Origin of the sequence: Micromonospora sp. NBC_01405, assembly GCF_045040155.1 — a bacterium.
Classification (GTDB): Bacteria; Actinomycetota; Actinomycetes; order Mycobacteriales; family Micromonosporaceae; genus Micromonospora.
This window is the reverse complement of the sequence record NZ_CP109532.1, coordinates 3,844,913-3,866,261: the sequence shown is the minus strand read 5'-3', so window position 1 is coordinate 3,866,261 and position 21,349 is coordinate 3,844,913. Positions and strand designations below refer to the sequence as shown.

The following is a 21,349-nucleotide window of genomic DNA, read 5'->3' as shown; positions in this document are numbered from 1 at the left end:
CCGCGTCGCGTTCGGTTGTCCCGCCAACCGGGAGCGGACCCGCCGGCCCGTCGCATCGGGGCCGGGAGGCGGCAGAATGTGAGCCGTGGGGATTCCGACCGCGACCCGGCCGCTGAGGCCGTGGACCGCTCCGACCGCGTCCGACCCGGTGGTGGCAACGCTGCGGCTGCCCGGCTCCAAGTCGATGACCGCCCGCGCGCTGGTGCTCAGCGCGCTGGCCAGCGGTCCCTCCACGCTGGCCGGGCCACTGCGGGCGCGGGACACCGAACTGATGGCCGGCGGGCTACGGGCACTCGGCGCGCACATGTCGATCGCGGACGACGGCCTGTGGCTGGTCCGGCCGCACCCGCTGGCCGGCCCGGCGCACGTCGACGTCGGCCTGGCCGGCACCATCATGCGGTTCGTGCCGCCCGTCGCCGGTCTCGCCGACGGGCGGGTCACCTTCGACGGCGACCCGCACGCCCGCACCCGGCCGCTCGGCCCGCTGATCGGGGCGCTGCGCACCCTCGGGGTGCGGGTCGACACCCCGACCAACGGCAGCCTGCCGCTGACCGTGTTCGGCGCCGGCCGGGTGACCGGCGGCGAGGTGGTGATCGACGCCTCCGCCTCCAGCCAGCTCGTCTCCGGCCTGCTGCTCGCCGCTCCCCGCTTCGACCGGGGCGTGGTGGTCCGGCACGTCGGCCCGCCGGTCCCGTCCGCGCCGCACCTGCGGATGACCGTGCAGATGCTCCGGGCCGCCGGGGCGGCCGTCGACGACAGCGTCGCAGACGTCTGGACCGTCGAACCGGGTCCGCTGACCGGGCGGGGCTGGGAGATCGAGCCGGATCTCTCGGGCGCGGTGCCGTTCTTCGCCGCCGCGTTGATCACCGGCGGTGAGGTGACGCTGCGGGGCTGGCCACGCAGCAGCGCCCAGCCGGTCGAGCAGCTCCGCGCCCTGCTGTCCCGGATGGGCGGCGAGGTGACCCTCACCACCACCGGCCTGACCGTGCGCGGCACCGGCACGGTGCACGGGATCGACGCCGACCTCTCCGACGTCAGCGAGCTGACCCCGGCGCTGACCGCGCTCGCCATGCTCGCCGATTCGCCGTCCCGATTCACCGGCGTCGCGCACATCCGGGGACACGAGACCGACCGGATCGCCGCGCTCGCCCGCGAGTTCGCCGGCCTCGGCGCGGACATCGCCGAGTCCGCCGACGGGCTGGAGATCCGCCCCCGCCCGTTGCACGGCGGAATGTTCCGCACGTACCACGACCACCGGATGGCGCACGCCGCCGCGGTGACCGGGCTCGCCGTCCCCGGCGTCGAACTTGACGACGTGTCGTGCACCTCGAAGACCATGCCGGAGTTTCCGGCGCTATGGTCGGCGATGGTGACCGGAGAGAGCTGACACGGCGGGGGGACGTCCTGGCGACCAAACGGCGGGAGTACGACGAGGACGACGTGCGGGTCCGGCCCGGGAAGTCCTCGCGCCCACGCACCCGGACGAGGCCCCGGCACGCCGACGCCGTCGACGGTTTCGTGATCGGCGTCGACCGGGGCCGCTACACCTGCGTGCTGCCCGACCCCGGCCCGGACGCCCCGCTCGTCACCGCGATGCGGGCCCGGGAGCTGGGCCGCAAGTCCGTGGTGGTGGGCGACCGGGTGGGCCTGGTCGGCGACACCTCCGGGGCGGCCGGTGCGCTGGCCCGGATCGTCCGGATCGCCGAGCGCAGCTCGGTGCTGCGGCGCACCGCCGACGACGACGAGACCACCGCCGAGGGGCGGCTGGAGCGGGTCGTGGTGGCCAACGCCGACCAACTCGTGATCGTCAGCGCGCTGGCCGACCCGCCGCCGCGCACCGGGTTCATCGACCGCTGCCTGGTGGCCGCGTACGACGCGGACATCGAGCCGCTGCTCTGCCTGACCAAGGCCGACCTGGCCGGCCCCGAGCAGGTGCTCGGGTACTACGCCGAGCTGGAGCTGCCGTACGTGCTGATCCGGCCCGACTCCGACCTCGACGCGCTGCGCGACCTGCTGGCCGGCCGGGTGTCGGTCATGGTCGGACACTCCGGGGTGGGCAAGTCGACGCTGGTCAACCGCCTCGTCCCGGACGCCGACCGGGCGGTGGGCGTGGTCAGCGCGATCGGCCGGGGCCGGCACACCTCGACCAGCGCGGTGGTCCTGCGGCTGCCGCCCCGCCCGGGCGCACTCCAGTCCGGTGCGTCTGGCGCCGACCCGGGCTGGATCGTCGACACCCCCGGGGTGCGCAGCTTCGGGCTGGCGCACGTCTCGGCGAACAGCCTGCTGCACGGCTTCCCCGACCTGGTGGAGGGGACGGTCGACTGCCCGGTGAACTGCCAGCACACCGCCGACGAGGCCGACTGCGCGCTGGACACCTGGGTGGCCGCCGGCAAGGCCGACACCCGCCGGCTGGCCTCGTACCGCAGGCTGCTGGCCTCCCGGTCCGGGGAGGGCGACGCGCGCGAGCCCGACCAGCGCAACCCCGGCGACCCGCTCGCCGGATCGTGAGCCGCGAGCCGGGCGCGACCCGCGCGACGGGGCACGACCCGGCCGCCGTTACCGTCTCCGGCATGACCGGGTACGCCGACGACCTCGCCCTCGCCCACCTGCTCGCCGACCGGGCGGACGCCATCTCGGCGGCCCGGTTCCGCGCCCTCGACCTGCGGGTCGAGACGAAGCCGGACCTGACCCCGGTCTCCGACGCCGACACGGCCGTCGAACGGGAGATCCGCGCGGTGCTGGCCGAGCGACGCCCCGGCGACGGCCTGCTCGGCGAGGAGTACGGCGAGCAGCCCGCCGCCGGGCCCGACGGGCGGCGCTGGGTGCTCGACCCGATCGACGGGACCAAGAACTACGTCCGGGGGGTGCCGATCTGGGCCACCCTGATCGCCCTGCTGGAGGGGGACCGGCCGGTGCTCGGGCTGGTCTCCGCCCCGGCCCTGGGCCGGCGCTGGTGGGGTGCGGTCGGCGAGGGCGCGTACGCCGGCCCGGACGCCGCGCACGGCGCCCCGATCCGGGTCTCCGGGGTGGGCCGGCTCGCCGATGCCAGCTTCTGCTACTCGTCCCTGTCCGGCTGGGAGGACGCCGGCCTGCTGGGGCCGGTGCTCCAGCTCATGCGGGACACCTGGCGCAGCCGGGCGTACGGCGACTTCTACGGCTACATGCTGCTGGCCGAGGGGGCGCTGGACGTGATGGTCGAGCCGGAGCTGTCCCTGTGGGACGTCGCCGCGCTGGTGCCGATCGTCACCGAGGCGGGTGGGACGATCACCGACCTGGCCGGCCGGCCGGCCCCCGGCGGCGACGCGGCCGGGGAGCACAGCGCGGTGGCCAGTAACGGGCCGCTGCACGCCGACGTCCTCGCGAGGCTGGGTCGGCCCCCCGCGCGCTGAGCGCCGTCAGCCTCTATCCTCGCCAGGTGGTGTCCTCCGGTTGGTGCTTCCTGGCGGCGATGATCGTCGCGTACGGCATCGCCAACCTCCTGCAGTCCTTCGCCGCGGCGCGGACCACCATGCACCACAACTTCGATCCCGGGCTGCTGCTGCGGCTGGCCGGCCACCGCACGTACCTGATCGGCGTGGCCTGCCAGGTGGGCGGCTTCGTGCTGGCCTTCCTCGCCCGGCGGGACCTGCCGCTGTTCCTGGTCCAGGCGAGCGTGGCGGCCGGGCTGGGGGTGACCGCCATCCTCGGCGTGCTGGTGCTGAAGTGGCGGCTGCCCACCGCCGAGGTGGGGCTGCTCGTGCTGCTCTTCGCCGGGATCGCGGGGCTGGTCCTGTCGGCGCAGCCGGCCCAGTCCGGGCCGCTCGGCACCGCCGGCCTGGTCGCGCTGGCCGTGGCCCTGGCGGTGATCGCCGTGGTCGGCTTCTTCGCGGTACGGCTGCACGGCGCACCCGGGTCGGTGGCGCTCGGCTCGCTGGCCGGGCTGGCCTTCTCGGCCGCCGCGGTGGCCGCCCGCCCGCTGGCCGCCGTGACGAGCGTGGAGGGGTTCGTCCGCGACCCGCTGCTCTACCTGCTGGTGGCCCACTCGGTGGTCGGCCAGCTGCTGCTCGGCCTGGCCATGCAGCGCGGCTCGACCACGGCGGCGGTCGCCGCGATGGACGCGGCCGGGGCGGTGCCCGCCGCGATCGTGGGGCTGCTGCTGCTCAACGACAAGATCTGGCCCGGCCGGGAGTGGCTGGCCGCGCTCGGCTTCCTGACCACGCTGGCCGCGGTGATCGGCCTGACCAGGTACGCCGAGCCACAGCACCACCACGAGGTGGTTCGGGAACGCGACCGGGCGGTACTGCCCGCCGCCGCCCCGGCCCACCCCCGCCGCTGAGCCGCCGCGCCCCGGCCCGGCCCGCGCCGCTGAGCCGCCGCCCCGGCCCGCCCCCGCCGCTCAGCAGCCGCCCCGACCGCTACGCCGCCTCGACCGGCCGGCGTCGGCCGACGACCCGCTCGTAGAGCCGCTCCAGCGCGCCGGCCGTCCGCTCCCAGGTGTAGCTGCACCGCACCCGGTCCACCGCGGCGTGCCCGTAGGCGAACCGGCCGGCGTTGTCGGCGAGCAGCCGGCGCAGGGTCACCCCCAGGGCCCGGACGTCGCCGGGCGGCACCAGCTTCCCGGTGACCTCGTCGACCACGGCGTCGGCGATGCCGCCCATGGCGTACCCGACGACCGGCACGCCGCAGGCCATCGCCTCCAGCGACACCCGGCCGGCCGAGGAGTAGTGCGGGGTGCAGGCCACCACGTCGGCCGAGCGGTACCAGGTGGCCATCTGGTCGTGCGGCACCGCGCCGACGAGCTTCACCTGGTCTGCCACGCCGGTGCGCTCGGCCAGCTCACGCAGGCGGCGGGCCTCGGCGTGGTGCGTGAGCTGGTCGACCGGCGGCCCACCGGCGATCACCAGCTCGGCGTCGCCGACCAGCCGCATCGCGCGGATCAGGTCGTCCTGCCCGTGCCCGGGCGACAGGCCGCCGACGGAGAGGATCCGGGGGCGCTGGTCGCGCGGGGCCGCCTCCCCGTCGGGGTGGAAGTGCTCGATGTCCACCCCGGCGGGCACCATCGCCACCGAGGTGCGTTGCAGCCCCATCCGGGTCAGCTCGTCGACCTCGTCGTTGCACTGGGCGACCGCGATGTCCACCGCCCGGGTCAGGGCCCGCTCCAGCGGGATCCGGGTGCCCGGGCCGTCGTACTGGGGGCCGAGGTGGCGAAGCTGCTCCACGCCGAGGGAGTGGAAGGTCTGCACGACCGGGATGTCGGTCTCCCGTACGGCCTGCGCGGCGGCCAGCCCGCCGACCCAGTAGTGCCCGTGCACCACGTCCGGGGCCCACTCGCCGGACCACCGGTCGGCAAGCCAGCGGCCCAACTCGGCCACGTGCGGGACCAACTCGGCGGTGGGCGTCGGGACGGCCGGGCCGACGGCGGCCCGCTCCACCCGGTAGCCGTCCAGCTCCAGCGTCGCCGGCAGCGCCGGATCGTCGCGGCGCTCGTACACGTGCACGTCGTGGCCCCGGCCGGCCAGTTCGGCGGCGACCCGCGCGATGTGCTCGCGCGTGCCGACGACCGGACCGTCGACGGGCCGCGACGGTCCGGAATGCGCGTACACTAGGCCGACGCGCATGGGTCACCTCCACGCGTTTCCCGAGCTGGTGGGTCCTCCCGGTCAGAGGGTCCCATTAACCGCGACCCGAGGGTGCGAAACCTGGCAAGTCGGAAACGTACGACCGGCCGGGCCGGGGTCGTGACAGGGCGTGGCCGCTATTCGACCAGGCCCGGCGGCATGAGCGGGCCCGTCGAGGGTACGGGCGAGGAATGCCTCTCACCCGCAGTCTCGATGACGCGAGCGTCGTGCTCACCGGCGCCTCCAGCGGCATCGGCACGGCGACCGCGTACGCGCTGGCCCGTCGCGGCGCGGCCGTGGTGCTGGCGGCCCGCAGCGAGGAGGCGCTGGAGCGGGTGGCGTCCCGCTGCCGCGCGTTGGGCGGCCGGGCGCTGGCCGTACCCACGGATGTCACGGACCCGGTGGCCGTCGAACGTCTCGCGGCCCGCGCGGCGGAGGAGTTCGGCCGCATCGACGCCTGGGTCAACAACGCGGCGGTCAGCGCGGTGGGCCTCTTCGACGAGATCCCCGTCCGGGAGTTCCGCCGGGTGCTGGAGGTGAACCTGCTCGGGGCCGTGTACGGGATGAAGGCCGCCCTGCCGTACCTCGACGCGGCCGGCGGCGGGGTGCTGGTCAACAACGCCTCCGTGCTGGCCGAGGTGGCGATGCCCTACCAGTCGGCGTACAACGCCACCAAACACGGGATCCGGGGGCTGGCCGACACGGTCCGGCAGGAGCTCCGGGTCACCGGGCGGGGCAACATCTCGGTCTGCACGGTGCTGCCGGCCAGCATCGACACCCCGTTCTTCCGGCACGCCGCCAACCACACCGGCCGGGAGCTGGTGCCGCCGCCACCGGTGTACCCGCCCGAGGTGGTGGCCGAGACCATCGTGCGGGTGCTGCGCCGGCCCCGCCGGGAGGCGTACGCCGGGGGCGCCGCCCGGCTGATCGGCGCGCAGTGGCGGCTCGCCCCGGCGCTGGCCGAGCGGGTCCTCGGCTGGTACGCCCACCGCACCCAGTTCGGGCCCGCCGGCCGGCTGGACAGCACCGGCAACGTCTTCACCGCCGACGCGACGGCCGAGCCGGACGGCGGGTGGCACGGCCGGCGGCGGCAACTCGTCCGGATGACCGCCGCGTTCGGGCTCGCCGCCGCCGGCACCGCGGTCGGCACGATGGCGGCGATGAGCCGCCGAGCCCGGACGGATCGCTGATGAACCGCCCCGACCGACCGGATGCGCGCGACACCACCGACGTGCAGAATGGGGCGGTCATGCCGACCGACGTGCGCTGCCTGGTGGAGACGGACGAGTCGTCCGGCTTGCTCCGGCTGTCCGGCGTGCTCGATTCGGCCGCCACCGGCGCCGTGCGCGACGCGCTGCTCCTGCGGCTCTGGGAGCGGCCCGGCCCGGTGGTGGTCGACCTGTCCCGGCTGCGGGTGGCCGATCCCGCCGCCCGACGGGTCTTCGCCGAGGTGCGCCGCGAGATCGCCGACTGGCCGGCGGCGGACGTGCTGGTCCTCGACCCCGGCGAGACGACGGCCGGCGACGGGCTGGCGGTGTGCTCGACCCTCGACGAGGCGATGGCGGCGCTGGCCCGGGCCCCGATGACCGCGGCGACCACCACGGAACTGGCCCCGGTCGTCGGCGCCGCGCGGCAGGTCCGGATGCTGGTGACCAACGGCTGCGCCCGGTGGGGGATCGGCGCCCTGGCCGAGGTGGGCTGCATCGCGGCGACCGAGATGGTCAACAACGTGGTCGCACACGCCCGCACCGGGATGACCGTCCGGCTGGCGCCCCACGGCGACACGCTGCACATCGGTGTACGCGACCACTCCCGGCAGCAGCCGTCGTACCGCGGGTTCGCCCCGGTGGACACGGCGGGCGGCCGGGGCATGCTGCTGATCGACACCGTGGCCCAGCGCTGGGGCAGCACCCTCCTGCCCGACGGCAAGCTCGTCTGGGCTGTCCTGCAACCCCCTGTTTATTCCGTTTAGCAGCTTTGGCAGGGGCAGTCCGACTCCATGATCGACGGGGGAGATCGGGCGGGGGCGTCGGTTACGGGCGGTGGGCAGCGGGTAGTGATCAGCCATGCGCGACAACGAGTACCCGACCCCCGTTTCCGATCCGGAGGCCGAGGGCCTGCCCGACACCGCCGACGACGACTCGACGGCCAACGACGACGTCCTGACCGGCCGGGAGGCGGACGGCCCGGAGCCGGCCCAGCTGCCCGGGGACCGCACGCCGGTGGCGGTGGACCGGTTCGGCACCACCGCCGAGGAGCAGCTCGACGGCGAGTCGCTGGACTACAAGCTCCAGCGGGAGAGCTACGAGCGCCCCGCCGACGACCCGCTGGCGGCCCCGGTCGACCCGGGCATCGCGGCCGAGGCGGACAGCGAGGAACAGGCCGCCCAGGCGCAGCTCGACGCCGACGTGCTCAACCCGGGCCCCACCTCGGACCCGCACTCCCCCGTCTCCCTGTACGACCACGGCCAGCTCGGCGCCGCCGACGCCGAGGTCGGCCGGCTGGTCGAACCGGACGAGGGGGCGCACAGCGACCTGGAGCCCGACAACGTCGCGTACGACGCCGGGTCGGCCGGCGGCGGGGCGACGGCCGAGGAGCTGGCGGTCCACGAGACCCGCCCGCCCGACTCGCACTAGAGCGGACCGCCGGAACGCGCCGGCGGGACCGCAGCGCCGCAGCCTCGGGCCGTCAGTCGTCCAGCCCCCGCTCGATGGCGTAGCGGGTCAGCTCGACGCGGTTGTGGAGTTGGAGCTTGCCGAGCGTGCTCTGCACGTGGTTCTGCACCGTCCGGTGGGAGAGCCGGAGCCGCTCGGCGATCTGCTTGTACGACATCCCCTTGGCGACCAGCCGCAGCACCTCGGTCTCCCGGTCGGTCAGCCGGGGCGCGGCGGCGTCCGGGGTCGCCGGGCCGACCGCCAGCCGCCGGTACTCCCCCAGCACCAGCCCCGCCAGGCCTGGCGTGAAGACCGGTTCGCCGGCCGCCGTCCGGCGCACCGCGTCCAGGAACTCGGCCGGGGCGGCCGACTTGACCAGGTACCCGGTGGCGCCGGCCTTCACCGCGTCCAGCACGCTCTGCGGCTCACCGCTGGCCGACAGCATCAGCACGCGCACCTCGGGCAGCGCGGCGCGCAGGCCGCGGATCACCTCGACGCCGGAGATGTCCGGCAGTTGCAGGTCGAGCACGACCACGTCGGGCCGGGCCGCGGCAGCCACGCGGACGGCCTGCCGCCCCTCCCCGCTGGTCGCGACCACCAGGTGCCCTGCCTCGGTGAGGTCGCGGGCCACCCCCTCACGCCACATCGGGTGGTCGTCGACCACCATCACCCGGACGCCGGTGCTCATCGCCCACTCCTCGGCACGCTCAGCTCGATCTCGGTCCCCGCACCGGCGGTGGAGACGATCCGCGCCTCGCCGCCCAGGTCGGCGACCCGTCCCCGGATGGACTGCGCCACTCCCAGCCGCCCCTGCGCCGCGGCCTCGGCCAGCCGGCCCGCCGGGATCCCCGGCCCCTCGTCGCGTACCGAGACGGTCACCTTCTCCCCCTCGTCCTCGATCAGCACCCAGGCCCGCCCGCCGGCGTGTCGGGTCACGTTGTCCAGCGCCGCGCCGACGGCGGCTGCCAGCTCGGCGGCCACCCACCCGGGCAGCGGCACCGGGGTGGCCGGCGCGGAGACCGCGACCGTCGCCGAGGCGTACCGGTCGAGCATGGCCCGCAGGTCGCGGGTGTTCCCGTCCCCGGCCGGAGCGACGATGCCCGCCCGCCCGATCAGGGCACGCAGGGCGGCCTCCTGCTCCCCGGCCAGCCGGGCCAGCTCACCGGCCTCCCCGTCGAGATGGGCGCCGCGCCGCTGCACCAGCGCGAGCACCTGGAGCACCGAGTCGTGGATGTCCCGGGCCAGTCGCTCCCGTTCCCGGGTGGCCGCCTCCAGCTCCACCGCCCGGTGCAGCCGCTGCTCGGCCGTCACCGCGAGCCGGGCGACGTGGCCGACCACCGCGCCGGCCAGCAGCAGCAGGATCACCCCGGTGAAGGTGGACTGGCCGATCCGGTCCCGGGTCGCCAGGTCGACCCCGCCGACCAGCAGCGCGGCCACCGTGCCCCGGCGCCGGCCGCCGGAGACCGCCCAGGCGAGCACCGGCCCGGCCAGCCAGACCACCGCGAGGATGGGCGCGCCGGTGGCGAGCGCCGACCGCCCCTGCACCCACGGGCTGACCAGCAGGACCCCGAGCACGACCGCGAGGTCGGCCACCAGCAGCGGCCAGCGCCGCCGGGCCGGGCGGGCGTAGCCGTACGCGGTGGTCACCGTCCAGCCGAGCATCGCGAGCAGGACCACCCCGGCCGGCACCGGGTGGGCGTACCGGTCGGCGTCGCGCAGGGCCAGCAGGCCGACGTACGCCAGGGCCGCGAACCGGAACACCGCTACGGCCCGCCAGAGCGGGACCTCGAATCCACCGGGCGGCGACGGCACGCCCGTCACGATGCCACAGCCGGGTACGGGGCCCGCAGGGGTGGCGGATGCGCGACCACCAATCCTGGCGTACGGTGGAAAAGCCGCAAATCAGGTCCGCGACCCACCCCCGGACGGGGCCATGACGAACGTAGAACTGCCCGCACCGCGTACGGTTGTGCCCATCGACACTTCCCCCCTGATCGCCGAGGCCTTCGAGCAGGCACAGGTGACCGAGCTGCGTCACTCGGTCACCTCCTGCGCGCACGCGGCCGGCCTGGACGGGCAGCGCCTCGACGACTTCGTGCTGGCGGTCAACGAGCTGATCACCAACGCGGTACGCCACGGCGGCGGGCAGGGCTGGCTGCGGATGTGGCGCCATCCGGGGCGGCTGGTCTGCGAGGTCGCCGACCACGGGCGGGGGATCAGCGTCCGCCGGCTCGACGATCGCGACCGCCCCGCGCCCGACACCGCCGGGGGCTGGGGCCTCTGGCTGGCCCGCGAGCTGAGCGACGCCATGGAGGTCGAGACCGGCACGGCCGGCACCACGGTCCGGATCAGCGCCACCCTCGGCGCCCTCCGGCGCGCCGAGGGCTGACCCCGCGCCGACTCAGCCGAAGAGGGCGCTGACCGACTCCCCGTTGTGAATCCGACGCATCGCCTCGGCCAGCGCCGGCGCGACCGAGAGCACCTCCAGCTTGGGCACCCGCTTCTCCGCCGGGATCGGCACCGTGTTCGTGCAGACGATCTCCAGCACCCCGTCCTGCCCGCTGAGCCGGTCCAGGGCGCCGCTGGAGAAGAGGCCGTGGGTGCAGGCCAGCCGGATCGAGCGGACCTTCAGCTCGCGCAGGTGGGCCATCAGCTCGATCACCGTGCTGCCCTTGGCGATCTCGTCGTCGAGCACGATCACGTCCCGGTCGGCCACCTCACCGATCACGGTGCTGATCTTGACCAGGTCGTCGCTGAACCGCTGCTTCGCGCCGGCCGCGACCGGAGTGCCGAGCATCCGGGCGAAGGCGGCGGCCTCCTTGGCGTTGCCCAGGTCGGGCGAGACCACCACGGTGTTGCTCAGGTCGTACCGCTGGAAGTGGCCGGCCAGCTCGCGCAGCGCGTGCAGGTGGTCCACCGGGACGCTGAAGAACCCGTGCACCTGCGGCGAGTGCAGGGTCATCGCCAGCACCCGGTTCGCGCCGGCCGAGGTGAGCAGGTCCGCGACCAGCCGGCCGCCGATCGAGATGCGCGGCGCGTCCTTCTTGTCCGACCGGGCGTACGCGTAGTGCGGCAGCACCACCGTGATCCGGCCGGCCGACGCGCCCCGGGCCGCGTCGATCATGAGCAGCAGCTCGACCAGGTTCTCCTGCACCGGCGGCACCAGCGGCTGGATCAGGAAGACGTCCCGCTCCCGGCAGTTCGCCTGCAACTGCACCTCCAGGCAGTCGTTGGCGAACCGGGACACCCGCACGGGGTGCAGCGGCACCCCGAGATGAGCGCAGATCTCGGCGGCGAGGTCGGGATGGGCGGTTCCACTGAAAACGGCGATGTCGCGCACGTTGACCAATCGTACGGCCGTCGGCGGACGACGGACGCGGGGCCGGCCGGGTACGGTGCTGCCGTGACCGGAGAGTACGTCGCCGCCATCGACCAGGGCACCACCTCCTCGCGGTGCATCGTGTTCGACCGGGCCGGGGAGATCGTCGCCGTGGCCCAGCGCGAGCACCGGCAGATCTTCCCCCGGCCCGGTTGGGTCGAGCACGACGCCGAGGAGATCTGGGACAACGTCCAGCTCGTGGTGCGGGAGGCGCTGGACGCCGCCGGCACCGGCCCGGAAGGGCTGGCGGCGGTCGGCATCACCAACCAGCGGGAGACCACCGTGGTCTGGGACCGGGCCACCGGCCGTCCGGTCGCGCACGCCGTGGTCTGGCAGGACACCCGCACCGGGCCGCAGCTGCGCGCGCTGGCCGACGCGTACGGCGAGGAGCGGCTGCGCGCCCGCACCGGGCTCACCCTGGCCACCTACTTCGCCGGCCCGAAGCTGCGCTGGCTGCTCGACCACGTCGACGGGCTGCGCGAGCGCGCCGAGCGGGGCGAGGTGCTGTTCGGCACCATGGACAGCTGGCTGATCTGGAAGCTGACCGGCCGGCACGTCACCGACGTGACCAATGCGAGCCGGACCATGCTGATGGACCTGGAGACCCTCGACTGGGACCCGGAGCTGCTCGACGCGCTCGGCGTGCCGGCGGCGATGCTGCCGGAGATCCGCTCCTCGGCCGAGGTGTACGGCACCGCCGACGGGCTGCTCGCCGGGGTGCCGGTGGCCAGCGCCCTCGGCGACCAGCAGGCCGCCCTGTTCGGGCAGACCTGCTTCCAGCCGGGCGAGGCGAAGTGCACCTACGGCACCGGCAGCTTCCTGCTGCTGAACACCGGGGCCAGCCCGGTCACCTCGACGCACGGCCTGCTGACCACGGTGGCGTACCGGATCGACGGCCAGCCGGCCGCGTACGCCCTGGAGGGGGCGATCGCGGTCACCGGCTCGCTGGTGCAGTGGCTGCGGGACAACCTCGGGCTGATCTCCTCCGCCCCGGAGGTGGAGGACCTGGCCCGCACGGTCGACGACAACGGCGGCTGCTACGTGGTGCCGGCGTTCTCCGGGCTGTTCGCCCCGCACTGGCGCAGCGACGCGCGCGGGGTGATCGCCGGGCTGACCGGCTACATCACCAAGGGGCACCTGGCCCGGGCGGCGCTGGAGGCGTCCGCCTGGCAGACCCGCGAGGTGGTCGACGCGATGAACGCCGACTCGGACGTGGCGCTGCGCCGGCTGCGGGTGGACGGCGGCATGACCGCGAACGGCCTGCTGATGCAGTTCCTCGCCGACGTGCTGGACGTGCCGGTGGTCCGCTCCCGGATCACCGAGACCACCTGCCTCGGCGCCGCGTACGCGGCCGGGCTCGCCGTCGGATTCTGGCCGGACCTGGCCACCCTGCGCGCCCAGTGGCGCTCCGACGCCCAGTGGACCTCCGCCATGGATGCGGAGCACCGCGAGCGGGAGCTGCGCCAGTGGCGCAAGGCCGTACAGCGCACCCTCGACTGGGAAGACTGATCGAGCAGGAGCGGCGGAACGCGGTTACGGGTCGCGTTCAGGCCCAGGTGTCGCCGGTGAGCTTCTCGTAGACCTCGACGTAGCGGGCCCGGGTCGCCTCGATCACCTCGGCGGGCACCTCGGGGGCCGGCGGCTGCCTGTCCCAGCCGCCGCCGGTCGCCCAGTCCCGGACGTACTGCTTGTCGTAGGAGAACTGCGCCCGGCCCGGCTGGTAGGACTCGGCCGGCCAGAACCGGGACGAGTCGGAGGTGAGCACCTCGTCGCCGAGAACCAGCGTGCCGTCCGCCGCCCAGCCCAGCTCGATCTTGGTGTCGGCGACCAGGATGCCCCGCTCGGCGGCGAGCTCGGCACCACGGCAGTAGACGTCGATGGTGATCTGCCGCAGCCGCCCGGCGGTCTCCGCGCCGACCTTGTCCGCCACCTGCTGGTAGGTGATCGGCTCGTCGTGCTCGCCCTTGGGCGCCTTCGTCGAAGGGGTGAAGATCGGCTCGGGCAGGATCGACGCCTCGACCAGCCCGCGGGGCAGCTCGACGCCGGAGACCGCGCCGGTGCGCTCGTACTCGGTGAGGCCGCCGCCGGTGAGGTACCCCCGGGCGACGCACTCGACCGGGACCATCTCCAACCGCCGGCAGCGGATCGCCCGGCCGGCGAACTCCGCCGGCACGTCGGTGGCGGAGACGACGTGGTTCGGCACCAGGTCGGCGAGCTGCTCGAACCACCACAGCGACAGCGCGGTCAGCAACCGGCCCTTGTCCGGTACGGGGGTCGGCAGCACCACGTCGTAGATCGAGATCCGGTCCGAGGCGACCAGGATCAGGTCGTCGCCGTCGGCGTAGACGTCCCGGACCTTGCCCGAGTGCAGAAGTTCCACGCGGCCTAGTACACCACGGCCCCCGAAACGCCCGGGCCGGCCACCCGGGAGGGTCCACCGGCCGCGGCCGGCCGGCGCCCGGATCGGGACGCCGGGAGGAACGGACCGACGAGCCGCCCGGCGAGGCCGGTCGATCTCCGGGTCGCCTCGGCCCGATCCCGGCCGGACGGCCGTTGACACCCGCCCGCGCCGGCTGTGTAAATGGTCCGACCGCCCGCCGGACGACCAGGAGAAGCCCCGTGCCCACCGCCCGCCCCCCGCTCCCCCACGTCGGCGCCGACCCGGGCCGCCGGCGACTGCTGGGGGCGCTGTTCGGGGCGCCGCTCGCGGCGACCGGCCTGACCGGGTGCGGCGACGCGGAGGAGACGCCCGTCGACGACGGGCTGATCGAGCTCTCCGTCTTCTGGTACGGCAGCACGAAGCGGGCCGAGCTGACCGAGAAGGCGCTGCGGCTCTACTCCGCGCGCAACCCCCGGGTCAGCTTCCGGGTCACCTGGCAGGGCCTCGACGGCTACTACGACCGGCTGGCCACCCAGGCGGCCGGCGGAAACGTGCCCGACCTGATCCAGGTCGACGACACCGTCCTCACCGAGTACGCCCGGCGGGGCATCCTGCTCGACCTCGGCGGGTACGTCGCCGACAACCGGCTCGACCTGCGCGGGCTTTCCCCGGGCCTGGTCCGCTACGGCGAGGTCGACGGCCGCACCGTGGGCGTGGCGGCGGCCCAGACCACCGCCGCCGTGGTCTACAACCGCGCCCTGCTGCGCCGGCTGAAGGTCCCGGAGCCCCGCACCGGGATGTCCTGGCAGGAGTACGTCGACTGGGCTGCGCGGGTCACCCGGGCCGCCGACGGCCGGGTGGCCGGCACGATGGACCCGTCCGGGGACCACCGGGCGCTCTGGCTCTGGCTGCGGTCCCGGGGCGGCGAGCTGTACCAGGGCCGGCAGCTCGGCTTCACCGCGGCCGACCTGGTCGACTGGTTCGAGCTGTGGCAGACCGCCCGGACCCGTCGGGCCACCCCGAGCGCCGCCCTGGTCGACCAGGCCGACAGCGGCGAGCCGAACCGCCAGCTGGTGGTGACCGGGCACACGGCCGCCTCGTTCGCGTGGGCCCACCAGCTCCCCGAGCTTCAGCGCTACACCGACGACGAGCTGGCACTTGCCGCGTTCCCCGGCCCGCCGGGCGCGCATTGGGCGCGGGCGTCGATGTACTGGGCGGCGTTCCGTGGCACGCGTCGACCCGACGTGGTGGCGGAAGTGATCAACTTTCTCACCACGAACATGGAGGCGGGCGTGGCCCTGGGCCAGGAGCGGGGGGTCAACCCGAACCTCGCCAACCGCCGGTACGTCAAGGAGAGCGTCACCGACGCCGGACAGCAGCGGGCCGCCGCCCTCGCCGAGGCCCTCGCCGACGCCCTCGGCCCCGCGCCCAGCCCACCCCCGAAGGGGCACGCCCGGGTGCGGGCCCTGCTCGTCGCCACGGCCGAGGGGGTCCTCTCCGGCCGGTCCGGCATCCGCCCGGCGACGTCCCGGTTCATCGCCCGGGCCAACGCCGCGCTGGCCGAGTGACCCGACCCGCCGCCCTCGGGCGCGGCGGGTCGACCCCACCCGGTCAGCGCGGACCGGTCAGCGCGGCGGCCGGTTACGCCGGTTGCGCATCAGCATCAGCACCAGTAGGACGATCCCGCCGACGACGACGAGGCAGCAGAGCAGCCCCAGGAAGCCGAAGCCGCCGCCCCGGCGCCGCTTGGCGGCCTCGACCACCAGCTCGCCGGGACCGGTGGACGCCCAGGCCGCGACCGGGACGAAGACCGACAACACGACCGCACCGAGGACCGTGCTCAGCCGGCCCCACCACTTGTTCAACGAAGACATGCCCCTCATCCTCGCCGAGCGGCGCAACAGCGGCACCCGGGACGGATGGGATTTCACCGACGCGCTCCGGGCGGACCGCCCACCGTGGCGAGGAAAGCCCGGTCGGGGACATGAAACCGAAGACCTGGACAGGGGCGGCACGCCGAGCCCGGCCACGGTCAGCGCGGACGGGACATGCGAAATGGCCCGGAGTTTCCTCCGGGCCATTTCGGTTCGTAGCGGGGACAGGATTTGAACCTGCGACCTCTGGGTTATGAGCCCAGCGAGCTACCGAGCTGCTCCACCCCGCGTCGACTTCTAGAGACTAGCGCATCCCCGGAACGGAGATCAGCCGGCCCCCCGAGTTGGGTCGTCAGACGGCGCCCTGCCGCTGAGGCGAAGCATGGTCAGCCCTGCTCCGAGCCTTGGGCTGGGACAGGCCGGAGGCGTTGCGGGCGGCGGCGGTGAAGTCGCCGGTCGTGGGGGCAGCGACCGGAATCTCGCGCGCGCACTCCGGGCGCAGCCCGTCGAAGATCAGATACAGGTAGCGCCGCCACAGGCCGGGCACCGTGTCGCCGAGTGGTGCCGCAGCCTGGACGGCGGCGTTGAAGAGCAGCACGATGTCGTGGCCGGTGACGTCCGCTCGGATCACGCCGGCATCGCGGGCCCGCCCGGTCAACGCCTCGGCAATCTGCGCCAGGCGCTCGCTCGCGGCGCGCACCCTGGGGTCGGCCCGTGAGATCGCGGTGGCTGCCTCGCAGAACGAGCGATCGTTGGCCTGCAACTCGATGCCGGCGGTCATGAACCGCAGTAGCGCGGACTCCGGGTCGACTTCTTCCCGTAGCTGCTCCCCGAGCGCAACCAGACCGGCGACGCGGTCGCCGAAGATCTCCGCGACCAGGTCTTCCTTCGTGGGGAAGTGGTTGAAGACCGTTCCCTTCGCCACGCCGGCCCGGGCCGCGATCCGGGCGATGGAAACCTCCAGGCCGTGCGCGGCGAGTTCCGCCGAGGCGGCGTCCAGCAATGACTGTCGGTTGCGAGTGGCATCGGCGCGGGGCACCTACCCAGCCTAACTCAACTTGACCATGCGGTCACCTTCTCTGCTACGGTCGAGACAATATGACCCTGCGGTCAGGTTGCTGGATGCATGGAGGCTGGCGATGAAGGCAGTGGTTGCCCGGGAATACGGCGGCCCCGAGGTGCTGGCGGTCGAGGAGATTCCCGTTCCCCGGCCGGGACCCGGTCAGTTCCAGGTACGGATACGCGCGGCCGGGCTCAACCCCGCCGATCTGCGGACCCTCAGCGGAGTGCTGCACCGCCTGACCCCACTGGAGTTCCCGTACGTGCTCGGCAGCGATTTCGCCGGCACGGTCACCGAGGTCGGTCCGGACGTTGCCCGGTTCGCGGTTGGCGAGGAGGTGTTCGGGGTCGGGCTGCCGCGTGCGACGGGAGAGATGGCCACGATGCTGTCCACTCCGCCGTCCCTGACCACCGGCACCATGGCGGAGTACGCGGTGTTCGCGGCGGACACGCCGGCCATCGCCCGACGCCCGGAGAAGCTCGACGCGGAGCAGGCCGCCACCCTGCCGATCGCCGGGCTGACCGCGCTGTCGCTGCTACGCGCCGGCGGCTTCGACCCGGCCGACGGGCAGACCCCGCTCACGGGCGGCGGCAGGGCACTGGTCACGGGCGCGGCGGGCGGGGTCGGTGGCGTGGTGGTCCCGCTGCTCGTAGCCGCAGGACTAGAGGTGATCGCCACGGCAATTCCCGACGATGAGCAGTACGTGCGCGACCTGGGCGCCGCCGACGTGATCGATTACCGCAGCGTCGACACCATCACCGAGACACTGCGGCGCCATCCCCGTGGCGTCGACACCCTGATCAACCTCGCGCTCCCAGGGCCCGCACTGATCGAGGCGAGCCGCGTGCTCCGACCCGGAGGCCACCTGCTCAACGCGGCCTTCCCGAGCCCCGACCCGTCGGCGTTCGACGGTGCCGATCTGACCGTGAAGACGGCCTACAGCACTGCCCGCCCCGGCGACCTGGACCGGCTCGCCGCATACGCTCTCGACGGGACGCTGACCTCCACCATCAGCCGGCGGTACGCCCTGACACAGGCGCCCTGCGCGTACGCCGACCTGGTGCACACGCACGTACGCGGCAAGCTCCTCGTCACCGTCGCACCCACGGCCTGACCCGGTGACGCGGCGGGCATTGAGCCCGCTGCTACCAGACACCGATCTACCCACAGACCATGTTCCGTCTGCCCGGACCATGCCCGGAAGGAGATCAAAAGCCCGGCCCCCACAATCTGGGGGCCGGGCTTTGCCTTGCACTTTCATTTGTAGCGGGGACAGGATTTGAACCTGCGACCTCTGGGTTATGAGCCCAGCGAGCTACCGAGCTGCTCCACCCCGCGTCGACTTGTAAAGACTAGCGCACCGCCCGGGCGGACCGCAAAACGGCCCCACCCGGGCGGCTCTGCGCAGGTCAGCCGCCCGCCGAGGGCGACGGGGCGGGACTGCCACTCGGCGAGGCACCCGGCGTCGGCGAGGCCGGCGAGGCCGCCCGCTGCGCCTGCTGGAACGCCGTCATCGCGTCGTCCAGGGCCTTGAGCGCCCGGCCGTACCGCTCGAAGTCACCGGACGTCTGCGCGGCCTTGACCTCGACGATGGCCGCCTGCACCTTGCCCGCGGCCTCGGCCAGCTCGCCCGTCAGCGGCGGCGCATTGGTCCCGCCGCCGGGCGGCGGCGTGCCTCCGGACGGCGGGGTGCCACCCTGGGCGGCCTCCTTGCCCTGCTCGACGAGCTGCTTGATGCCGTCGGTGATGTTGTTGGCCAGCACCACGTACGAACCGCCGTCGCCGTACGACAGCAGCACCTTCTGCAGCAGCGGGTACGCGTCCTGCTGGTTGCTCTTCACGTACACCGGCTCGACGTAGAGCATCCCGTTGCCGAACGGCAGCGAGAGCAGGTTGCCGTACTGCACCTGGGCCTGGTTCGAGGAGAGCAGGTTGAGCTGCTGCCGGATGTTGGCGTTGTTTGTCATCTGCTGGTGCACCTGCACCGGGCCGGAGATCCGGGTCTGGTCCGGCAGCTCCAGCACCTCCAGCTGCGGCTTGCCGTCCACGTACGAGCCGGAGATCAGCGCGGCGAGGTTCTGCCGGCCGTTCGGGGTGACCGCCGAGGTGAGCTGGAAGCGCGGCGCGTCCTGGCCGGGGAACTGGGTCCACAGGTAGAACGGCGGCTGCTTCTGCCCGCCGTCCGGGTTGTCCGGCACGTTCGGCACCTGCCAGAAGTCCTGCGCCGAGTAGAAGTCGCCCGGGGCGGTGACGTGGAACTTGGTCAGCAGGTTGCGCTGCACCTTGAACAGGTCGGCCGGGTAGCGGAGGTGCTCCCGCAGCTCGGCCGGGATCTTGTCGTTGGGCAGCACCAGGTCCCCGCCGAACGCCTTGTTCCACGCCTTCAGCACCGGGTCCGTCTGGTCGAACTCGTACAGCCGGACCGTGCCGTCGTACGCGTCGACCGTGGCCTTGACCGAGTTGCGGATGTAGTTGACGTTCTCCCGGGCGAGCTGGAACGTGCCCCGTCCGGTCAGCTCGTCGGTCGTCTCGGCCTGGAGGTTCACCCGCTCGGCGTACGGGTAGGTCGCGGCCGTCGTGTAGCCGTCGACGATCCACTGCACCCGGCCACCGACCACCGCCGGGTACGGGTCGCCGTCGACGGTGAGGAACGGCGCGACCTTCTCCACCCGGTCCCGGGGGTTGCGCACGTAGAGCAGCTTCGAGTTGTCGTTGACCGCCTCGGAGAGCAGGAAGTTCGACTCCTGCTGCTTGATCGCGTACAGCAGCCGGCGGGTGAACGAGCCGATCTCGACGCCACCCTCACCGGTGTAGGTGTAGTACTGCTCGCCGCCGGTCTGGGTCGGCCGGTCGAACTCCGCGTTCCGCTCCGGGTTCGCCTGCCCGACGATCGCGTAGTCGTCCGGGCCCATCCGCTCGCCGTAGTAGATGCGCGGCTGGCTGGCCGGGATCTGCTCGACCTGCGAGGAGCACGCCTCCTGGGTCTTCTCGCCGAGGAAGCCCGAGACGAAGTACGGCTGACCGCCGCAGACCACCTGGTTGGCCGGCGCGGCGACCAGGCCGTAGCCGTGGGTGTAGACGGTGTGCCGGTTGATCCAGGTGTTCTGCTGGTCGGTCAGCTCGTTGTAGTTGACCTCCCGGACCCCGACCACGTAGTCGGAGGTCTTGCCGGACACGGCGTACCGGTCGATGTCCAGCTTGGGGCCGAAGTCGTAGAAGCCCCGGACCTGCTGGAGCTGGGTGTACGTCTCGGAGACGAGCTGCGGGTCGAGCAGCCGCACGTTCGGCACCACGGAGGTGTCGGTGGCCAGGCTCCCCGGTGGAGCGAGGTTGCTCGCCGCGTACGGCGAGGTCTTCGTGTCGGCCAGCCCGAACGACGACCGGGTGGCCCCGATGGCGCGCTCGATGTACCGGGCCTCCTTGTCCTTGGCGCTCGGCTTGACCTCGAAGGTCTGCACCGCCCAGGGGTAGATGCCGCCGATGGCGACCGCGGAGACGCCGAGCAGAGCCAGCGAGATGCCCGGCCAGACCAGGTTCCGCATCACCGCGTTGGAGAACACGATGATCGCGATGGCCACCACGACCGAGATGTAGGCGAGGATCTCCTTGGCCGGCAGCAGGGCGTTGATGTCGGCGTACCCGGCGCCGTAGAGCTTCGCACCCTCGTTGTAGTCCAGCAGCATGGAGCGCCGGTCCAGCACGTACGCGACGGCCTTGAGCAGGACGAAGACGGCCACGAGCGTGCTCAGGTGGGCCCGCGCGGCGTTGGTCATCCGATCCCCGACGCCCTGCAGCCGCACGCCGCCGAAGATGTAGTGCACGGCCAGCGCGCCGAGCAGGGCGAGCACGACGGCGGTGAAGCCGATGCCGAGCAGGTAGCGCCAGAACGGCAACTGGAAGACGTAGAAGCCGATGTCGATGCCGAACTCGGGGTCCTTGACGCCGAAGTCGCCACCGTTGCGGAACAGCAGCCACTGGTTCCACCGGCTCTGCGCCGAGAGCCCGGCGAAGAGCCCGACCACCACGGCGACCAGGCTGATCCACAGGCCGAGCCGCGGGCCGAGCACCATCCGGTACCGCTCCAGGGTGGCCTGCTCCAGCGAGTGCGGGCGCAGCCGGGGCCGCAGCCGGTGGGCCAGCCACAGGTTGCCGCCGACGATCACCGCCATGGCGAGGCCGACGACGAGGAAGAGCAGCACCCGGGTGGTGAGCACCCCGGTGAACACCTTGGTGTAGCGGACCTCGTCGAACCAGAGCCAGTCGGTCCAGGCCTGCACCCCCCAGCCCAGCAGGGTGAAGAGCACGAACACCCCGATCAGCACCCCGATCGTGACGCGTCCGCGTCGGCTCATCCTCGGCAGGGGGCTGCTACGCATGACCACTCTTGGCTCCGCACGCTCGATGT

The 21,349-nt window shown here is 73.5% G+C and carries 19 protein-coding genes and 2 tRNA genes; 11 read left to right on the top strand and 10 right to left on the bottom strand.

Translation table 11 applies throughout. The annotated features are described in order from the left end of the window. The first annotated feature begins 85 nt into the window (after positions 1-85). From aroA to OG559_RS16725, 4 genes are all read left to right on the top strand, one after another. Positions 86-1,387, top strand: coding sequence for a 3-phosphoshikimate 1-carboxyvinyltransferase (gene aroA, locus OG559_RS16740; RefSeq protein ID WP_405104871.1), 1,302 nt, complete (start codon positions 86-88; stop codon positions 1,385-1,387). Next, a complete protein-coding gene (rsgA, locus tag OG559_RS16735) occupies positions 1,357-2,508 on the top strand; it encodes a ribosome small subunit-dependent GTPase A (protein ID WP_405104869.1) in 1,152 nt (383 codons plus the stop codon). Before aroA ends, rsgA begins: the two co-directional genes overlap by 31 nt. 62 nt (positions 2,509-2,570) lie before the next feature. Further along, complete coding sequence (gene hisN / locus OG559_RS16730; protein ID WP_405104867.1) at positions 2,571-3,389, top strand: histidinol-phosphatase; 819 nt, start codon at positions 2,571-2,573, stop codon at positions 3,387-3,389. A gap of 59 nt (positions 3,390-3,448) precedes the next feature. After that, entirely contained in the window at positions 3,449-4,315 is an 867-nt protein-coding gene (locus OG559_RS16725) for a hypothetical protein (protein WP_405116710.1), read from the top strand. 79 nt (positions 4,316-4,394) lie between these two features. Here the strand turns inward: OG559_RS16725 and OG559_RS16720 are convergent, their stop codons facing one another. Next, on the bottom strand, positions 4,395-5,597 hold the full coding sequence (locus tag OG559_RS16720; RefSeq protein ID WP_405104866.1) for a glycosyltransferase: 1,203 nt from the start codon (positions 5,595-5,597) through the stop codon (positions 4,395-4,397). A 191-nt stretch (positions 5,598-5,788) separates the two neighbouring features. On the opposite strand from OG559_RS16720, the gene OG559_RS16715 reads away from it, so the two are divergent. From OG559_RS16715 to OG559_RS16705, 3 genes are all read left to right on the top strand, one after another. Beyond that, positions 5,789-6,787, top strand: coding sequence for an SDR family oxidoreductase (locus OG559_RS16715; protein ID WP_405104865.1), 999 nt, complete (start codon positions 5,789-5,791; stop codon positions 6,785-6,787). Then, on the top strand, positions 6,787-7,569 hold the full coding sequence (locus OG559_RS16710; protein ID WP_405104864.1) for an ATP-binding protein: 783 nt from the start codon (positions 6,787-6,789) through the stop codon (positions 7,567-7,569). The genes OG559_RS16715 and OG559_RS16710 overlap by 1 nt, the downstream gene beginning before the upstream one ends. 94 nt (positions 7,570-7,663) lie before the next feature. Further along, the gene (locus tag OG559_RS16705) at positions 7,664-8,233 is read left to right on the top strand and encodes a DUF5709 domain-containing protein (RefSeq protein ID WP_387015475.1); all 570 of its coding nucleotides are present in this window, start codon (positions 7,664-7,666) and stop codon (positions 8,231-8,233) included. Positions 8,234-8,285: 52 nt separating this feature from the next. Here the strand turns inward: OG559_RS16705 and OG559_RS16700 are convergent, their stop codons facing one another. Both OG559_RS16700 and macS read right to left on the bottom strand, forming a co-directional pair. Next, positions 8,286-8,939 (bottom strand): response regulator, encoded by a 654-nt coding sequence (locus tag OG559_RS16700; protein ID WP_405104862.1) that lies wholly within the window; start codon positions 8,937-8,939, stop codon positions 8,286-8,288. Next, positions 8,936-10,063 (bottom strand): MacS family sensor histidine kinase, encoded by a 1,128-nt coding sequence (gene macS / locus OG559_RS16695; protein ID WP_405104860.1) that lies wholly within the window; start codon positions 10,061-10,063, stop codon positions 8,936-8,938. Before macS ends, OG559_RS16700 begins: the two co-directional genes overlap by 4 nt. Before the next feature lie 121 nt (positions 10,064-10,184). Here macS and OG559_RS16690 point away from each other — a divergent pair, with 121 nt between their 5' ends. Further along, entirely contained in the window at positions 10,185-10,640 is a 456-nt protein-coding gene (locus OG559_RS16690) for an ATP-binding protein (RefSeq protein ID WP_405104858.1), read from the top strand. Positions 10,641-10,652: 12 nt separating this feature from the next. On the opposite strand, the gene OG559_RS16685 is transcribed toward OG559_RS16690, so the two are convergent. Further along, a complete protein-coding gene (locus OG559_RS16685; RefSeq protein ID WP_405104856.1) occupies positions 10,653-11,591 on the bottom strand; it encodes a ribose-phosphate diphosphokinase in 939 nt (312 codons plus the stop codon). 63 nt (positions 11,592-11,654) lie between these two features. On the opposite strand from OG559_RS16685, the gene glpK reads away from it, so the two are divergent. Beyond that, positions 11,655-13,139, top strand: a complete 1,485-nt coding sequence (glpK, locus tag OG559_RS16680; RefSeq protein WP_405104854.1) for a glycerol kinase GlpK — start codon at positions 11,655-11,657, stop codon at positions 13,137-13,139. Between the two features lie 37 nt (positions 13,140-13,176). On the opposite strand, the gene OG559_RS16675 is transcribed toward glpK, so the two are convergent. After that, complete coding sequence (locus tag OG559_RS16675) at positions 13,177-14,010, bottom strand: phosphoribosylaminoimidazolesuccinocarboxamide synthase (RefSeq protein ID WP_405104852.1); 834 nt, start codon at positions 14,008-14,010, stop codon at positions 13,177-13,179. Positions 14,011-14,249: 239 nt separating this feature from the next. Here OG559_RS16675 and OG559_RS16670 point away from each other — a divergent pair, with 239 nt between their 5' ends. Further along, entirely contained in the window at positions 14,250-15,578 is a 1,329-nt protein-coding gene (locus OG559_RS16670) for an ABC transporter substrate-binding protein (protein ID WP_405104850.1), read from the top strand. A gap of 57 nt (positions 15,579-15,635) precedes the next feature. Here the strand turns inward: OG559_RS16670 and OG559_RS16665 are convergent, their stop codons facing one another. From OG559_RS16665 to OG559_RS16655, 3 genes are all read right to left on the bottom strand, one after another. Then, complete coding sequence (locus OG559_RS16665; RefSeq protein ID WP_405104848.1) at positions 15,636-15,884, bottom strand: hypothetical protein; 249 nt, start codon at positions 15,882-15,884, stop codon at positions 15,636-15,638. Between the two features lie 216 nt (positions 15,885-16,100). Continuing rightward, a tRNA-Met gene (locus tag OG559_RS16660) sits at positions 16,101-16,174 on the bottom strand. Between the two features lie 62 nt (positions 16,175-16,236). Further along, positions 16,237-16,923, bottom strand: a complete 687-nt coding sequence (locus OG559_RS16655; RefSeq protein ID WP_405104846.1) for a TetR/AcrR family transcriptional regulator — start codon at positions 16,921-16,923, stop codon at positions 16,237-16,239. A 100-nt stretch (positions 16,924-17,023) separates the two neighbouring features. On the opposite strand from OG559_RS16655, the gene OG559_RS16650 reads away from it, so the two are divergent. Beyond that, positions 17,024-18,058, top strand: coding sequence for an NADP-dependent oxidoreductase (locus OG559_RS16650; protein ID WP_405104844.1), 1,035 nt, complete (start codon positions 17,024-17,026; stop codon positions 18,056-18,058). A gap of 150 nt (positions 18,059-18,208) precedes the next feature. On the opposite strand, the gene OG559_RS16645 is transcribed toward OG559_RS16650, so the two are convergent. Together OG559_RS16645 and OG559_RS16640 are read right to left on the bottom strand one after the other, a co-directional pair. Then, positions 18,209-18,282: transfer RNA gene (locus OG559_RS16645), tRNA-Met, on the bottom strand. 71 nt (positions 18,283-18,353) lie between these two features. Further along, positions 18,354-21,326, bottom strand: a complete 2,973-nt coding sequence (locus tag OG559_RS16640) for a UPF0182 family protein (protein ID WP_405104842.1) — start codon at positions 21,324-21,326, stop codon at positions 18,354-18,356. Between the last annotated feature and the right edge of the window lie 23 nt (positions 21,327-21,349).

Excerpts from the sequence above, each read along its gene's own strand:
- rsgA (WP_405104869.1), top strand. The coding sequence starts at position 1,357 with ATGGTCGGCGATGGTGACCGGAGAGAGCTGACACGGCGGGGGGACGTC.
- hisN (WP_405104867.1), top strand. The coding sequence starts at position 2,571 with ATGACCGGGTACGCCGACGACCTCGCCCTCGCCCACCTGCTCGCCGAC.
- OG559_RS16725 (WP_405116710.1), top strand. The coding sequence starts at position 3,449 with ATGATCGTCGCGTACGGCATCGCCAACCTCCTGCAGTCCTTCGCCGCG.
- OG559_RS16720 (WP_405104866.1), bottom strand. The coding sequence starts at position 5,597 with ATGCGCGTCGGCCTAGTGTACGCGCATTCCGGACCGTCGCGGCCCGTC.
- OG559_RS16715 (WP_405104865.1), top strand. The coding sequence starts at position 5,789 with ATGCCTCTCACCCGCAGTCTCGATGACGCGAGCGTCGTGCTCACCGGC.
- OG559_RS16710 (WP_405104864.1), top strand. The coding sequence starts at position 6,787 with ATGAACCGCCCCGACCGACCGGATGCGCGCGACACCACCGACGTGCAG.
- OG559_RS16705 (WP_387015475.1), top strand. The coding sequence starts at position 7,664 with ATGCGCGACAACGAGTACCCGACCCCCGTTTCCGATCCGGAGGCCGAG.
- OG559_RS16700 (WP_405104862.1), bottom strand. The coding sequence starts at position 8,939 with ATGAGCACCGGCGTCCGGGTGATGGTGGTCGACGACCACCCGATGTGG.
- OG559_RS16690 (WP_405104858.1), top strand. The coding sequence starts at position 10,185 with ATGACGAACGTAGAACTGCCCGCACCGCGTACGGTTGTGCCCATCGAC.
- OG559_RS16665 (WP_405104848.1), bottom strand. The coding sequence starts at position 15,884 with ATGTCTTCGTTGAACAAGTGGTGGGGCCGGCTGAGCACGGTCCTCGGT.
- OG559_RS16650 (WP_405104844.1), top strand. The coding sequence starts at position 17,024 with ATGAAGGCAGTGGTTGCCCGGGAATACGGCGGCCCCGAGGTGCTGGCG.